Below are 14,856 nucleotides of genomic sequence, written 5' to 3' on the forward strand. Positions count from 1 at the left end.
GGAAATGACCATGCTTAAGATCCGAACCGCTCTTCTTTTAACCTGTGGTGTCTCCGCCGCTTTGGCGCTTTCTCCGGCTGCTTTCGGACAAGCTTCCGACGAGGCAGAGCGGCGCGAAGACACCGTGGTCGTATATGGCCAGGCGCTCTCCCAGGCACGGTCGGTTGAAGCGAAGCGAAATGCGGACGTCATTGTGGACTCAGTCTCCCAGGACGATGTCGGTCGGCTGCCAGACCTCAACATCGCACAAGCGGTCGTTCGCATTCCGGGCGCGGCGGTCCAGAATGACCAGGGCGAGGCTCGCTTCCCGATCATTCGCGGTCTGAACGCCACCTATAACCGGACCACGATAGACGGCGGCATCGTGGCCTCACCTGAGCGTGGATCGCTCGGCCGGGCCGTTCCGCTCGATCTTATTCCGTCTTCCCTCGTCTCGCGCGTGGAAGTCCGCAAGTCGATCACACCCGAGCTCGATCACAATGCGATCGGCGGCACGATCAATCTCGTGACCCGCAGCGCCTTCGACCAGGATGAGCCCTTCTTTGTCGGCGGCGCCTATCTCGGTGACTATGAGCAGTCGGGCGACGGTACAACGCTGGACGGATCCGACAAGAAAACGACCTGGCGCGCCAATTTCGCGACGGGTACACAGTTTGGCCTGGCCGACCAGTTCGGCGTCGTGCTCGGGGTCGATTATTCGATCCGAAACTTCAACATTCCGCAGATCGAAGTCGACGATGCCGACTATACGGAATTCGACGCGGGCGGTGTGAATGTCGGCCTTGGCAACGGCAATGGCATTGTCGTGCCGACCAATCACCGCCAGTTCTTCTACAACAATGTCCGAGAGCGGATTGGTGTGGTCGGCAAGGGCGAATGGCGCCCCAGCGACACGCTCAAGGCGGAAGTCGCGGTCGCCTACAACGAATACAATGACGATGAACGCCGCGACGAACAGCGCTACGAATTCGGCACCGGCTCAGGCTCCAACCAACCGGCCGTCATTCGGGAACAGACAGAAACGACGGGCATCACCGATACCGGCTTCAACATCATCGGCATTGGGCGTTTCACACTCGACCGCGAAATCTTCAACAGTCGGGCCAAGGTCGATTGGGACTTTGCCCCGGACTGGAACTTGAAATTCCAAGGCGTCTACACGACGGCCGAACTGGACAATCCGGAAGTCACCGACTCCTTTCAGACGGATACGACCCTCGGGGCCCGCTACGACATCTCCACTGTCTTCCCGACTACCCAGCCACTGGATCCGGCCGCGTTCTACGACCCCTCGAACTATATCTTCCAGAATCGCGGCACGCTGGATCGCTTTGCCGAGGATGACATTCAGGAATACACCGCCGACCTCACATGGGACGCCTCCGGGCTGCCGGACTGGTCGTTTGCGGGGGGCTTTCTCTTCCGCACAAGTGAGAAGTCGGAAGGTCTCACCTTCGAGCGTTTCGTGGTCAATGACGGGGTAACCTACACGCTGGACCGTGTGGACGAAGACAGCCTCGCGGGCGTCGACTATCAGGGCGGCTACCGCTTCCCCTTCCGCATCTCGATTCCAGCTTCAGATGAGGTTGCCACAAGCGGCGATCTTGTCAGTACCCTGACAGTCGAGAACGGCTCGACGGCACAGGAAGACGTAATAGCCGGTTATCTCATGGGCACATGGAAGACAGGGCCCTGGACCGTTTCCGGCGGCCTGCGTTTCGAGCAGACGGAATTCGACGGTGCCCCGCTCGGTGGCGAGACGGTCTCCGGCGACTATTCGGATGTCCTGCCGTCGATCAACATCCGCTACAACATCACTGACGATATCGTCCTGCGGGCGGCGGCCTCGCGCACGATTGGCCGGCCGAATCTCAACCTGCTGACCCAGGGCGTCTCGATCAACACGACCGACAACACGATTTCACGCTCCAATCCGAACCTGAAACCGCGTGAATCCGACAATTTCGACCTCAGCGCCGAATGGTATGTCGGCGATGGCATCCTCTCGGCCGGCGTGTTCTACAAGGATATTTCCGACGAGATATTCACACAGACAACCGTCGACACAATCACGGTCGACGGGGTTACCTATGATGCCGTGACCCAGCCGGAGAATGCCGAGAGCGCTGAAATTCTCGGCCTCGAAATGCAGTACCAGCAGACCTTCAGCTTCCTGCCCGCACCGTGGGACGGGCTTGGTGTCTCTGCCAACGCCACGCTCCTTGAGACGGAGTTCATCGTGCCGCTCAGCGACGGATCAACACGTGAGACAGGCTTCTTCCAGCAGCCCGACAACACCTACAATCTCACAGCCTTCTACGCGACCGATGCCTTCGAGCTCCGGGCCTCCTACAATTATACCGACAGCTTCATCGACACGATCACGCCGGAGAACATCAATACCGACGAATATTGGGACCAGCGCGAGCAGGTCGACCTGCAGGCGCGCTTCAACGCCACCGACGATTTCACCATTGTCGGCGAAGTCCAGAATCTGACCGATAGCGGCCGCCGCGAACTGACAGGGCCGGGCGCGCGCTACCTGCAGGAAGACGCGGTCTTCGGCCGGACCTTCTGGCTCGGCATCACGGCGGACTTCTAGGAGATCAGCATGCGGAAACGTATCCACCTTGCGGCGCTGGCCGCCATGGCGTCTACCCTGTCAGGACCAGCCTTTGCCCAAAAGCTACGTTATGAAGATATTCCGGTGTATGAGACGGTCGAGCCGGTCCGGCTGGAAGCCGAACTCCTGAACCGCTGGGACGCCCCGGAAGCCCGCCAGGGCACGGCAGCTGACGAGGAAGCGGTGTACGCCATCGTCAACCATGTCATCGGCCGCTATGACCGCGAAACCGGCGCGCTTGAGCAGCGCTGGATCGGCTCGAGAAAGGGCCTGATCCGGCACATCAATTCCTGCTTTGTCGAAAACGATAACCTTGTCTGCGCCAATTCGAACCACCCCGAAGTCCCCATGGCGAGTTCAATCGAGGTGTTCGACAAGCACACGCTCAAGCATCGTGCCAGTCACAGCCTCGGCCTGATGGACGAAGGCTCGCTTGTCTGGTTCGATCGGCTCGGCGATAGCTGGGTCGCCGGCTTCGCCCACTATAATGACGAGACCGGCCTGCCATACAAGACCAATGCCTATGCCGGGGTCTATACCTTCGATTCAGACTGGCGGAAGACCGGGGGATGGATGCTGCCCAATGCGCTGGTCGACCTCATGGCGCCCCAGGCGGCGTCGGGTGGCGAGATCGGCCCGGACGGCCTGCTCTACCTGATGGGGCATGATCGCACCGAGATGTATGTGGTTGCCAAGCCGGTCATGGGACCAAAACTCATCCATATCGCCACGATCGATATCGAGGCCGAGGGCCAGGCCTTCGCGTTCGATACAGACGGCTCCCGCAAGGTCTTCGCCATCTCCCGGCCAAATGGCGAGATCCGCGAATTCAAACTGCCCGCAATCCCGGAAGACGCGCTGAAGGCAGGCGAAGCCACCCGCTTCCGATAGGCCGGCGAGGCTCAGTCGCCCTCGTTCAGGACGTCCGTCAGGATCGCTGTGACATTGTCCGGCGCCCCCTGCGACAGCGTATGGTTGATGAGGCCGTCTATGGCGGTCTCGGGATCCTTGTCCGCAATGAGATCGAGGATCGTCGCGTCGTCGGACACAGAGGTCAAACCATCCGAGCACAGAAGAAACCTGTCTCCGGGCATGAGTTCGCCATTGGCCGTGTCCAGCAGCAGCTCGGCCTTGGCACCAACGGCCCGGGTAACGACATGGGCCTTGGAGTGATGACGCGCCTCTTCCGGCGAAAGCTCTCCGGCGTCGATGAGCGATTGCACCACGCTATGGTCGCTCGTGATCCGGCGCAGGCGGCCCTTGCGCAGCAGGTAGATACGGCTGTCGCCGGCCCAGGTGCAGGAATAATAGCCTCCGCAAGCCGTCAGCACAGCCACGGTCGCGCCCATGGGGCCACGGGAACTGTCCTGTGCACGCGTCAGGAGTTCTTCATTCGCCAGGGCCAGTTGCCGCGCCACCTCACGCCGCAGGGCATAAGCCGTCCCGGCCCCGGCAATCCGCCCCAGCCGCTGGACGATCATGGCACTCGCGAAATCACCATTCTTGTGGCCACCCATGCCATCTGCGACCGCCCAGAGCGCGGTGTCCGGACTTTCGATAAAAGCGTCTTCATTGAGCTTTCGCACCATCCCCTGATGCGTTCGTCCCACCGACCGCATCCGGAAAGCGTGCATCCTCCCCGTCATGCCGTCTGCAGCCTTTAAAGGCGATTGCCGGCTCATTCATCCTCCCCCTGTGTCTTCAACTCGCCAAGGCGGTCTTCATAGCCGCGTTTGAAGGCAAGATTGACAAGACTTTGCCCATCGTTGAAGGGGTCGCTGGACACCGCTTCATGAAGGGATTTCATCCGCCGCCATGAGGCCTCGGAGCGCTCCATGAACAGCGATGTCTTCGCCTTGGCGCCAGCTTCTATCGCTTTCGGATCGAATTCATCGAGCACGGCCGAAACGGCCGCGCGCGAACCGGCGACGAGGCACAGGGAGTGGCCTTTCAGGTCCTCAAAGCATTCCTTGACGGCTTCAGCGCCGTTCAGGAAGCCACCCGTGCGTTCGCTGACAAGGTCCACCGCCAGACGGTGGGTCGGCGCCCATTTCAGCGGGTTGTTTGCCGTCGCGCCGATGGTGGTGCGCTCAAGGCTGTACTCCGACTTCACCGAGGCCCGTTCGCTCATCAGGTCACCGAGACCGAGCACGAGCTGCTGGTAGATCTCGCCAACCCGGCGCATGATCTCGGACGGGTCCTCGCTCGCCAGATAGGATGGATCGATCTTGGCGCCTTCGCAAAAGGCCTCGAGCATGACGACTTCGCCCGCGGCATCGCCCCGGTCCGGACGCGGCTGCGCCGGCAGGTCGGGCTCTGTCCATTGATCCGGTATGGCGCTGCTCACCGGCTCGTCGGGGCTATGGCCAAGCGGTGCACTGTTGGTGCGGGATCCCGCCGGATCAAGCAGCGCGTCATCCGGGAAAGCGTCCGCATCGACCACGATCAGGAACCGCCCGATCTGAAGCGTTTCTCCGGCCGGGACATCAACCTCGACCCCCGGCTCGATACGGTCCCGGTCGACGCCGAGATAGACACCGTTCGCGCTTGTATCGTACACGAAAACCCGGCCGTCGCGTGCAGAGATCGTACAATGAAACCGCGACAGGCGCCGGTCGGGATCATCGATAACCCAGACCGCACCGGAGTCGCGTCCGACGGTCACGTCGCCATCCCCCATGATGTAGGAATCGACCTGGCGGCCGGGCTCATCTTCCCTATACAGACGAAGCGTAATCATCGTGACACCACTGCCAGCTTGCCGGACGTCACCACAGTTGCCCCGCCGCCCTGCTCGTCGAGGACGACGGTCTCGGCAGGCGCAGGCCCGGGGTTTGCCGCGTCGCGTGACTGCACCGAGACAGCGAAGGCGTTGAAGCTGTCATACAGCTCGCCGAACTCGTCCTTGCGCTGATGAGAGATCAGGAAGTCGACATCGCCAGCCGCAGCATCGCGCAGCGCGGCCTTCAGGCGGCGCAGTGGCAGCAGCAGCGTCCGCGCTGCCATATAGCTCAGGCAGCCGACCATGGCGACGACAAGGATGCCCAGGCCGATCAGCATGTTGCGCATATAGACCGCCGCAGACGTGAGGTCCGCTTTCTGCATGCCGATTTCCACCACACCGAAATTGCGCCCAGCATAAGTGATCGGTTGGGTGAACTGGAACATCTCGGCGCCATCATCGCCTTCCACTGTGGCGACACGTCCACCGCTATCGCCCGCCGGAATACCCTGCTCCTGGATGTCGGTATCTGTCGTGCCCACCTGGAACGGATCGGATGCCGCCCGGATCACCCCCTGGCGGTCAATCACCGCCATCTCCGTGACATTCGGATCGGCCGACGCGGAATTGATGAAGGCCTGGACGGGAAGCCAGTCCTGGCTTGTTTCCGGCAGGGACGAATTCTCCACGGCATGAACCGCTGTGTTGGTCGCCACGAAGGAAGCAATGGAGGAGCCGGAGGTCTCGGCCAGCCGTTTCATCGTCGCGTTCTGACGAGAGATGACGAAGGAGCCCGCCACAAAGAGGAAAGCCACCGTGATGGCGCAAGCCGACAAGGTCAGGCGCGCTTGCAGGGAGATCCGCCGGCGGCGCCCTTCGGCCGATACCGCGTCGTGGCTCTCCTTTTCGCGCCGCAGCGCTTCCAGCAGCGTGCCACCACTGGAAAAGCGACGCTCCGGCTTCTTCTCCAGCAATTTCCAGATGATGAATTCCAGCCCCCTGGGACAGGCAGGCGTCGTATTGATCGGCGGTGGCTCCTGCTGCGTGATCTGGACGGCAAGCGTCGCAATGCCATTGCCGTTGAAAGCCGGGTTGCCGGTCAAAATCTCATAGAGAACGGAGCCGACGGAGAACAGATCCGAGCGTCCGTCCAGTTCCCGGCTGAGCGCCTGCTCGGGGCTCATATAACGCGGCGTGCCGACGACCTGACCCACCTGGGTCATCAGGCCTTCCTGGGCCTCGCCGGGGTCGCCCTCCGCCACACGGGCAATCCCGAAATCGAGGATCTTGATCGACCGGCCGTCCTCGCTGAGCATGATGTTGGAAGGTTTGATATCGCGGTGAACGATGCCCATGCCATGGGCATAATTCAGGGCATCCGCCAATTGCTGACCGATGGCGATAACGGTGCCGATCGCGAACTGCCCCCGCGCGAGCAGCGCATTGTCCAGCGACACGCCGGCCAGAAGCTCCATCGCGATATACGGGTACCCGTCCGCGTCCCCGACATCATAGATCGTCACGATGTTCGGGTGCGACAGCGCGCCGGCCGCGCGCGCTTCACGGATGAAACGCTGCGCATATTCCGGGTTCTCGCAATATTCCTGCTTGAGAACCTTGATCGCAAGCACACGGCCGATCTTGGGGTCGTAGGCGCGGTAGACCTCGGCCATCGCGCCCTGTCCAATGCGCGCCTGGATTTCGTATCGGCCAACACGTTTCATGAGATGACTTCCATCTGCTCGGGTTGGACGGCGCGTTCTGACGCCGCCGGGTGGCTTTACTCTGACTGGCTCAGAGCCGCCTGGATGCGTTCGACCTTCGCCAGGTCCGCGGCAATCTTGGGGTTGTCGCCGTCGAGCGTGCGGGCACGTTCAAGCAGCGTTACGGCGCGCTCGGCATGACCGGCATTCAATTGCTCAAGCGCTTCCAGCCGAAGCGTATTGGCCGCGGCCACATCTCGTTTCGAAGTGCCCCCTGATGGCGTGACCACACTCTCTGACGGCTGCCATGCAGCGATGGTCACCGCCTCCACCACTTCCTGCGGCAGATCATCAGGCCGCTCGCCATAATCGTCAGGCATTTTCAGGGTCTGCCCGGCCATCAGGCGGTTCGGGGCCTCAAGCTCATTGTAGCGCGACAAGGCGTAGAAAAGCAGGGCATCGCCGAGGAAAGTCTTGGCCAGGGACGAGGTCGTTTCGCCTGTCTCGACCATATGCGGCGTGTGGCTTTCGCCCAGCAGTTCGACGGGATCGGTTTCGATCTGTTCGCGCAGTTTCAGGGCGATGGCGTCATCGGGATCATCAGCGAGAATGGCCTCCAGCTCGACCATCGCCAGCGACTCCTCACCCTCGCCAAGCAGCTGGATGGCACGCCGGACCCGCTCCCGTTCGGTGGGAATGGCCTCGGGCACATAAGCCTCCACAGGTGTCTGCGCCGCCTCTTCCACTGTGTCCACCGCAACCGGCTCTGGCGCTTGAGGCGTGTGTGTACAGGCACCTGCCAGCAGGGTGGCGAAGATCGCCATTTTGGCCATGAGTCGTGTCATGAGTAGCACCTCTTCAATTCGCCCTGCATCTCAGCAGCCGGTGAGCAAGCGGCAGCCACCCAGTCCGGATCTGTGGTCATCCTGGTGAAGGCCGCCGCATCCATCGGTCTGGCGAAATAGAATCCCTGGAAGCTCGTGCAGCCCATGAGCGCGAGCGTGTCGACTTCCTCGCGCCGCTCCACGCCTTCAGCCAGCGCCGAGATGCCGAGCCCGGAGGCCAGCTCCAGCAGGGCCTTGCAGATGGCCCGGCTCTCGCTGCTCTGATCGACATGCGAGACGAATTCGCGGTCGATCTTCAATTTGGTGAAAGGCAGGTTTTTCAGATAGCTCAGGCTGGAATAGCCCGCGCCGAAATCATCGATGGCCAGACTGAACCCGGCCTCGCGCAGGCTACGGAAAAGCTTCAGCGTCAGCGCCGAATCTTCCATGGCGGCCGTTTCAGTCAGCTCAAGCTCGATATTCGACGGCGCCAGACCGTGGTTCTTCACCGTGCGCTCGATGACGGTCTTCAAGTCCGGGTTCTGCAGCTGACGCGCCGAGAGATTGATCGCCATCCGGAAGTCCGTATGCCCGGCAGTGCGCCACTCGCGCAGCTGCCGGCAAGCGGTATTCAGCACCCAGACACCGACATCCTGCATCAGGCCGGTCTCTTCCAGGATCGGAACGAATTCCGCCGGAGACACAGCCCCCAGTTGCGGATGGCTCCAGCGCAACAGGGCTTCGGCGCCGGAGACGCGCATCCCGGCGGTGTCGATGAAGGGCTGGTAGTGCAAGGCCAGTTCACCCTTGCCGATCGCCTGACGCAGATCCTGTTCAAGCGCGAAACGGCGCCGCATATCGGTCATGGGCTGCCTGCTGCCCGGCGCGCCCGAAGCACCGGCCTGACCGCCCGGCCTTGCCAGCGAGGCCAGCGCCCGGCTGATCAGCTCCGCCGGCGTTTCCGGCTCCTCGCTCGTTTCGGCGTAGCCGGTTTCCAGTTCGGGCTCGATCGCGAAGGCGTCGCCGCGGATCTGCTGGGTCAGGGCATAGGCCAGCGCCTGAAGCTCCGCCTTTGCCGTTTGCAGATCGCCAGGGCCGCCAAACCAGATGGCAAAGCAGTTTCGCTCGACCCGGGCCAGATAGCGTGTTTTCCCAAGCGCTGTCTCCAGACGCTGATGGAAGGCGTTCAGGAACCGGTCAGCCACCGCGACGTCGAACGCGGCCATCCGGTCATAATTCGCAATCCGGATCACCCCGAGAAGGGTCGGCGACAGCGCCGGCGTCAACTCGCGCGACAGGACAGAAACGAGCGTCTCACGACCGGCCAGACCGGGCGCAGAAGGGGCATCCTCATCGCTTGGCGCATGGGGCTTTTGAGCCGAGGCGTTAGCCATCTGCGCGCCCAGAAAACGTGACCGGCTTCTGAGAAGCAGCGTGATCAGCAAGGCGGAGATGGCTGCGAGAGCATAAGCGGCGACCTGGTGGGCCGCCTGCGGCATGGGAACGAGCAAGAGCGCCAGCGCGCCGAAGGCCACCGCAAACACCGTGCACGACCGCCAGTTTTCCGGCTGTCTGGCGCCGGCAGATATCTGGCCGATCAAACGCTTCATTACCCTGCCATATTCACTCAACTTTCAACAGACTGGACCAGAACCTTCAAATATCGATTAATTTTTTCGGTGGAGTTGGCAGGCATTCTTAATCCCCGCCTGCAGCATTTGTTACGAATAGCCACCGAAGCGCCCGGATGCCATCCGCTCGAAGGACAGCCCGCCGAAAACCGGAAATTGGCGCTATTCCTGTGCGCTTGCCTGCGATAGGGAAGCGCCATGATGAAACAGACCGGATCGTTCGAAACCGCCCTTCGCCAAGCCATCGACAGCAAGACCAAGCCTGTCGGCTCCCTCGGAGACATGGAAGCTCTGGCCGCCCGGATCGCCCGGATTCAGGGCTCGCTCGTACCGGTGGCCGAGACCTGCCGGCTGACCATCTTCGCCGGCGATCACGGCATGGCCCGGGCCGGCGTGTCGGCTTATCCGCAGGATGTCACCCGGCAGATGGTCCTGAACTTCCTTGAAGGCGGCGCGGCCGCGACAGTGTTCGCGCGCACGCTGGGCATCGATGTCCAGGTTGCCGATTGCGGCGTGGCGGGCGACGCGATCAAGCATCCGGACCTGCTTTCGTACCGGGTGGCCGCAGGGACCGCCAACGCGATAGACGGCCCGGCCATGAGCGCCGCAGAAAGAGATCGGGCCTTCGAGACAGGACGCGCGCTGGGTGCCGAAGGCGACCACCATGCCGCCTGTTTCGGCGAAATGGGCATCGGCAACACCTCCTCGGCGAGCCTCGTCGCGGCAAAGATCCTCGGAGAGCCTGTGACGGGCCTTGTCGGGCGCGGGACCGGGCTTGAAGGTGACGCGCTGGACCGGAAGCGCGCGCTTCTGGTTCAGGCCGCAGGCCGCACCCCGGACACGCTCGATGCGCAAACCGCCCTCATGGAGTATGCCGGTTTCGAGATTGTCACCATGGCGGGCGCCATGACCGGCGCGTCGGAGGCCGGCAAGATGGTCCTCGTCGACGGCTTCATCGCGACGGTGGCCGCGCTCTGCGCCCGCGAAATCGCACCCGGCTGCGAGGCCGCCTTCATCTTCGCGCACCGCTCTGCCGAAGCCGGGCATGGCCGCATCCTCGACGCGCTCGAGGCAAAGCCCCTGCTGGACCTCGATATGCGGCTCGGCGAAGGCACAGGCGCCCTGCTCGCCTGGCCGCTCGTGCAAGCCGCCGCGGCCATGCTGCGCGACATGGCGAGCTTTGACAGCGCCGGGGTCAGCGGCCCGGCATGAAGGATGAGCTCGCCAAGCTGGCGCTTGCCATCCAGTTCCTGACACGCCTGCCCCTGCCCGCGAAGATCGGCTACACGCCGGAACGTCTGGCCGCGACGCCAGCCTATTACCCGCTGGTCGGGCTGATGATTGGCGCGATCTGCGCCGGCGCTTACTGGCTGGCGGCACTCGCCCTGCCACAGATGGTGTCTGTAATCGTCGCCCTCGGCACCGGCCTGATCCTGACAGGGGCCTTCCATGAAGACGGGCTGGCCGACACCTTCGATGGCATTGGCGGCGGCCTGACACGGGAAAAGACGCTCGCCATCATGAAGGACAGCCGCATCGGCACCTATGGCACCGCCGCGCTGGTCGTCATCCTTCTGCTGAAAGCGACCGCCCTCTCCTCCATGCCGGTCTGGCTGACATTTGCCGCTTTCATTGCCGCCCATGGCCTGTCGCGGCTTTCGGCGGTGATGGTGATCGCGACGAGCCGCTATGTGCGCGACGAAGGCACCGGCAAGCCTGTCGCGAGAGGCTTGTCTCACGCGGGACTGACCATGGCCTGCCTGACGGGCGCGCTGGTCATTGTCCTCTGGCCATTGGTCCAGCCTTTCCCGGCCATGCTCGCCGGGCTGGGCGGGCTGGCGCTTGGACATATCCTCATGCGCCTGTTCTTCGAAAACAAGCTCGGCGGCTATACCGGCGATACGCTGGGCGCGGTGCAGCAGCTCAGCGAAACGGGCTTCTATCTGGGGCTGCTGATATGGCTGTAACGCTGCTGCGCCATACACAGCCCGCCGCAGAGCCCGGCCTCTGTTATGGGGCAAGCGACCTGACCCTGGCGGCCAGTTTCCCGGATGAAGCCGAAGCCCTGATCCCGGCTCTGCCTGCGACCGACCGGATCGTCACCAGCCCGCTCTTCCGCTGCCGGGTGCTGGCGGAGCGCCTGTCCGGGCATTTCGGCTGCCGGCTGAACGAAGATCCCCGCCTCAAGGAAATGGATTTCGGCCAGTGGGAAGGCCGGCCATGGGCCGACATCCCGCCTGTCGAAATCAATGCCTGGGCAAGCGACTTCCTGCAGGCGCGTCCGCATGGCGGGGAGAGTGTCGCAATGTTGCGCAAACGCACGCTCGAGGCATTGGAAGAGTACCGGTCTCTCGATGGCCATACCTTGATTGTTACCCATGCCGGCGTCATCAAGGCCGCCCTTGCCGCTGACGAGACCGCCGAAAGCCATGCCGCTTCGATCGGGTTCAGCGGCTTCGTGACGCTGATCGACTGAAAGGAACGCCCATGCCCACCGCAGAGAACCACACTGACAAGATGAAGGCGCTTCAGGCCGAACAGCGCAAGAAGACTTCCGATGCGCGCGATCCGGGCCGTGGTCTCGTCCTGGTTCACACCGGCAATGGCAAGGGCAAGTCGAGCTCGGCCTTCGGCGTCATTGTCCGAGCCCTTGGCTGGAAGCAGAAAGTCGGCATCGTCCAGTTCATCAAGGGCAAGTGGATCACCGGCGAGAAGCAGTTCTTCATGAAATTCGACGACCAGATCGACTGGCACACCATGGGGGAAGGCTTCACCTGGGACACCCAGGACCGGGACCGCGACATCGCCGCTGCCGAATCGGCCTTCGCGCGGGCGAGCGAGATGATGCAGAGCGGCGAGTATGACCTCATCGTCCTGGACGAGATCAATATCGCCCTGCGTTACGACTATCTCGATATCGAGACCGTGCTGGATGCCCTGAAGGCGCGCTCCGACCGTACCAGCGTCATCCTCACCGGCCGCGATGCCAAGCCTGAGCTGTGCGATTACGCCGATCTCGTCAGCGAGATGACCGAGGTGAAGCACCCCTTCAAGGCCGGCATAAAGGCCCAGCGCGGCATCGATTTCTAGATCCTGCCCTTGCGGCAGCGCGATGGCTGCGCCTATTGACAGACCTTCGCGCTTGCAACATCAGAGCGCTCAGATGGTGCCCCTGACAGGGGGCTAAGAGGGAAGCCGGTGTAAATCCGGTGCTGTACCCGCAACTGTCAGCCAGGAGCTGATGGCCACTCATACCACTGGAGCTTGCCGCTCCGGGAAGGTCGGCCAAAAGCAATGATCGGCGAGCCAGGAGACCTGCCATCGCGTCGTTCGTCCGGAGACCGGGGAAAGTCTCAGCGGGCGGGAAGGCACCTGCCTCTCCTTTTGTAACGACATCCGAAAAACCGGCCTGGCCGCCCGCATGGCATCTGCTCATGAGGCCAGAATTTGTCGTTATGAAGCGCACCTGTCTGTCGGGCGGCGGGGTGCCATGAGGGGAAACCCATGTCGTACAGAACAGCTCTTCTGGGCGCTGTTGCCATCTCCATCGTCTCGCCTGCCATCGCGCAGGCCGCCGATGACGGTGAAACCAAACTCGGCCCAATCATCGTGGAGGGCTCGCGCCTCAACCAGACGGCCACGGAAGTCGGCTCCAGCGTCAGCATCATCTCCGAAGAGGACCTTGAAAAGCTCGACTTCGATTTCGCGCTGGACGCCGTCGCCAATGCGCCCGGCGTGACGATCAACCAGAACGGTGCCTATGGCGGTTCGGCCAGCGTACGCATACGCGGCGCCTCAAGCGGACAGACGCTGGTGCTGATCGATGGCGTGCCTGTCGGCGACCCGTCGACCACGGATGGCAGCTTCAATTTCGCCTTCCTGGACACCGCGAACATTAAACGCATCGAAGTGCTCAAAGGCCCGCAATCGACGCTCTGGGGATCCGACGCCATCGGCGGTGTTGTCTCCATTCTCACCAAGGATCCCGACGAAGGCTTCGGCGGCAGCGCCTTTGGCGAATACGGCTCATACAACACCTGGCGGGGCGGCGCGTCGATCGAGAACGCCAATGAGATCGGGGATTTCCGCCTCTCGGCCACGGGCATCACTACGGACGGCATCTCGAAAGCCGACGAGGACAATGGCAATTCCGAAGACGATGGTTATGAGTCCACAACGCTGTCTGCCAAGGGCGGCCTCAACCTGCCGAACAAGGCGCGGCTTGAGACCACCATCCTCTGGAATGACGCGGAGTCGGAATATGACAGCTATGCTGCCGGCACGCAGGGCAGCGTCGCCGATGGCGACGAAGTCACCCAGAACGAGACCCTGTCAGGCAATGTGTCGCTGAAACTGCCGCTGCTCGATGACCGCTTCAAGAACCTGTTCATGGTCGGGTATTCCGATATCGAGCGGGAGAATTTCACAGACGGCGCGCAAAGCTATTATGCCGAGGGCGACCGCACGCTCTACCGCTATCAGGGCACGTTCGAGGTCAACGACATGAACACCCTCTCCTTCGGCGCCGAGCGCGAAGAGACCACGGCAAACGATGACGACACGGCGATAGACAGCCTGTTTGCCCTCTACGAGCTCAAACCGGTCGAGACGCTCACCCTGACCGCCGGCCTGCGCAATGACGATGACGACCGGTTCGGCTCGGAGACGACGGCACGCGTGGCCGCGGCATGGAACCCGACCGACCAGATCACGGTGCGCTCCAGCTGGGGCGAGGGCTTCAAGGCACCGAGCCTCTATCAGACGACCTATATCTGCACCTTCTGCGGGCTCACCGAACCGAATACGGACCTTCAGCCGGAAACCTCCGAAGCCTTCGATATCGGGATCGACTGGCGCTCCGCCGATGGGCGGGCCGAAGCCGGCATCACCTATTTCGATCAGGATACGGAGAACATGATCGATTTCTCCTACACCGCCGGCTACGACAATATCGCCCAGGTGGAGTCGAAGGGTGTCGAACTGTTCGGGGGCTACGCGCTGACCGACTGGCTGAACGTCTCGGCCAACTACGCCTATATCGATGCCGAGGACGGCGATGGCAACGAACTCACCCGCATTCCGGAGCATTCCGGCGACGTGACGGTCGCGGTCGATCCCGATGGCCCGCTCTCGGGCGCCGTGCTGGTGCGTTATAATGGCGACGAGTCCAACACCGACGGCACCACGCTGGACGGCTGGACACGGGTCGACCTCACCGGCAGTTATGAGCTGAGCGAGCGCGTCGAACTCTATGGCCGCGTCGAGAACCTCTTCGATGAGGATTATCAGCAGATCCTCGGCTATGGCACGCCCGGCCTTTCCGGCTCGGTCGGCCTGAGGCTGCGCTACTAGA

General features: G+C 62.5%; 12 protein-coding genes and 1 riboswitch. Of the genes, 7 read left to right on the plus strand and 5 right to left on the minus strand.

The window, feature by feature from the left end; all coding sequences use genetic code 11:
* The first annotated feature begins 10 nt into the window (after positions 1-10).
* Together B8784_RS05565 and B8784_RS05570 are read left to right on the plus strand one after the other, a co-directional pair.
* Positions 11-2,602, plus strand: a complete 2,592-nt coding sequence (locus tag B8784_RS05565) for a TonB-dependent receptor (protein ID WP_158085595.1) — start codon at positions 11-13, stop codon at positions 2,600-2,602.
* A 9-nt stretch (positions 2,603-2,611) separates the two neighbouring features.
* A complete protein-coding gene (locus B8784_RS05570) occupies positions 2,612-3,514 on the plus strand; it encodes a hypothetical protein (RefSeq protein WP_143435314.1) in 903 nt (300 codons plus the stop codon).
* 11 nt (positions 3,515-3,525) lie between these two features.
* Here B8784_RS05570 and B8784_RS05575 read toward each other — a convergent pair whose 3' ends face one another.
* The 5 genes from B8784_RS05575 to B8784_RS05595 form a co-directional block, all read right to left on the minus strand.
* A complete protein-coding gene (locus tag B8784_RS05575) occupies positions 3,526-4,233 on the minus strand; it encodes a PP2C family protein-serine/threonine phosphatase (protein ID WP_233355985.1) in 708 nt (235 codons plus the stop codon).
* Between the two features lie 68 nt (positions 4,234-4,301).
* The gene (gene tagH, locus B8784_RS05580; protein ID WP_084396611.1) at positions 4,302-5,363 is read right to left on the minus strand and encodes a type VI secretion system-associated FHA domain protein TagH; all 1,062 of its coding nucleotides are present in this window, start codon (positions 5,361-5,363) and stop codon (positions 4,302-4,304) included.
* Positions 5,360-7,069 (minus strand): serine/threonine-protein kinase, encoded by a 1,710-nt coding sequence (locus B8784_RS05585; RefSeq protein WP_084396612.1) that lies wholly within the window; start codon positions 7,067-7,069, stop codon positions 5,360-5,362. Before B8784_RS05585 ends, tagH begins: the two co-directional genes overlap by 4 nt.
* A gap of 56 nt (positions 7,070-7,125) precedes the next feature.
* Positions 7,126-7,893: a LysM peptidoglycan-binding domain-containing protein gene (locus tag B8784_RS05590; protein ID WP_143435315.1), complete on the minus strand. Its 768-nt coding sequence runs from the start codon at positions 7,891-7,893 to the stop codon at positions 7,126-7,128.
* A complete protein-coding gene (locus B8784_RS05595; protein WP_084396614.1) occupies positions 7,890-9,482 on the minus strand; it encodes a putative bifunctional diguanylate cyclase/phosphodiesterase in 1,593 nt (530 codons plus the stop codon). The genes B8784_RS05590 and B8784_RS05595 overlap by 4 nt, the downstream gene beginning before the upstream one ends.
* Positions 9,483-9,701: 219 nt before the next feature.
* Between B8784_RS05595 and cobT the strand changes: the two genes are divergently transcribed.
* From cobT to B8784_RS05620, 5 genes are all read left to right on the plus strand, one after another.
* On the plus strand, positions 9,702-10,715 hold the full coding sequence (cobT, locus tag B8784_RS05600; protein ID WP_233355986.1) for a nicotinate-nucleotide--dimethylbenzimidazole phosphoribosyltransferase: 1,014 nt from the start codon (positions 9,702-9,704) through the stop codon (positions 10,713-10,715).
* Positions 10,712-11,470: an adenosylcobinamide-GDP ribazoletransferase gene (cobS, locus tag B8784_RS05605; RefSeq protein ID WP_084396615.1), complete on the plus strand. Its 759-nt coding sequence runs from the start codon at positions 10,712-10,714 to the stop codon at positions 11,468-11,470. Before cobT ends, cobS begins: the two co-directional genes overlap by 4 nt.
* Positions 11,461-11,979: an alpha-ribazole phosphatase family protein gene (cobC, locus tag B8784_RS05610; protein WP_084396616.1), complete on the plus strand. Its 519-nt coding sequence runs from the start codon at positions 11,461-11,463 to the stop codon at positions 11,977-11,979. Before cobS ends, cobC begins: the two co-directional genes overlap by 10 nt.
* An 11-nt stretch (positions 11,980-11,990) precedes the next feature.
* Positions 11,991-12,593 (plus strand): cob(I)yrinic acid a,c-diamide adenosyltransferase, encoded by a 603-nt coding sequence (gene cobO, locus B8784_RS05615; RefSeq protein ID WP_084396617.1) that lies wholly within the window; start codon positions 11,991-11,993, stop codon positions 12,591-12,593.
* A 57-nt stretch (positions 12,594-12,650) separates the two neighbouring features.
* Positions 12,651-12,840, plus strand: a riboswitch (cobalamin riboswitch).
* 167 nt (positions 12,841-13,007) lie between these two features.
* Complete coding sequence (locus B8784_RS05620) at positions 13,008-14,855, plus strand: TonB-dependent receptor plug domain-containing protein (RefSeq protein ID WP_084396618.1); 1,848 nt, start codon at positions 13,008-13,010, stop codon at positions 14,853-14,855.
* The last annotated feature ends 1 nt before the right edge of the window (position 14,856 follow it).

Origin of the sequence: Henriciella aquimarina (genome assembly GCF_002088975.1) — a bacterium.
Taxonomy (GTDB): domain Bacteria; phylum Pseudomonadota; class Alphaproteobacteria; order Caulobacterales; family Hyphomonadaceae; genus Henriciella; species Henriciella aquimarina.

Bases quoted from the DNA above. Each gene is read 5' to 3' on its own strand.
- cobT (WP_233355986.1), top strand. From the start codon at position 9,702: ATGATGAAACAGACCGGATCGTTCGAAACCGCCCTTCGCCAAGCCATC.
- tagH (WP_084396611.1), bottom strand. From the start codon at position 5,363: ATGATTACGCTTCGTCTGTATAGGGAAGATGAGCCCGGCCGCCAGGTC.
- B8784_RS05590 (WP_143435315.1), bottom strand. From the start codon at position 7,893: ATGACACGACTCATGGCCAAAATGGCGATCTTCGCCACCCTGCTGGCA.
- cobC (WP_084396616.1), top strand. From the start codon at position 11,461: ATGGCTGTAACGCTGCTGCGCCATACACAGCCCGCCGCAGAGCCCGGC.
- B8784_RS05585 (WP_084396612.1), bottom strand. From the start codon at position 7,069: ATGAAACGTGTTGGCCGATACGAAATCCAGGCGCGCATTGGACAGGGC.
- B8784_RS05620 (WP_084396618.1), top strand. From the start codon at position 13,008: ATGTCGTACAGAACAGCTCTTCTGGGCGCTGTTGCCATCTCCATCGTC.
- B8784_RS05570 (WP_143435314.1), top strand. From the start codon at position 2,612: ATGCGGAAACGTATCCACCTTGCGGCGCTGGCCGCCATGGCGTCTACC.
- cobS (WP_084396615.1), top strand. From the start codon at position 10,712: ATGAAGGATGAGCTCGCCAAGCTGGCGCTTGCCATCCAGTTCCTGACA.
- B8784_RS05565 (WP_158085595.1), top strand. From the start codon at position 11: ATGCTTAAGATCCGAACCGCTCTTCTTTTAACCTGTGGTGTCTCCGCC.
- B8784_RS05595 (WP_084396614.1), bottom strand. From the start codon at position 9,482: ATGAAGCGTTTGATCGGCCAGATATCTGCCGGCGCCAGACAGCCGGAA.
- cobO (WP_084396617.1), top strand. From the start codon at position 11,991: ATGCCCACCGCAGAGAACCACACTGACAAGATGAAGGCGCTTCAGGCC.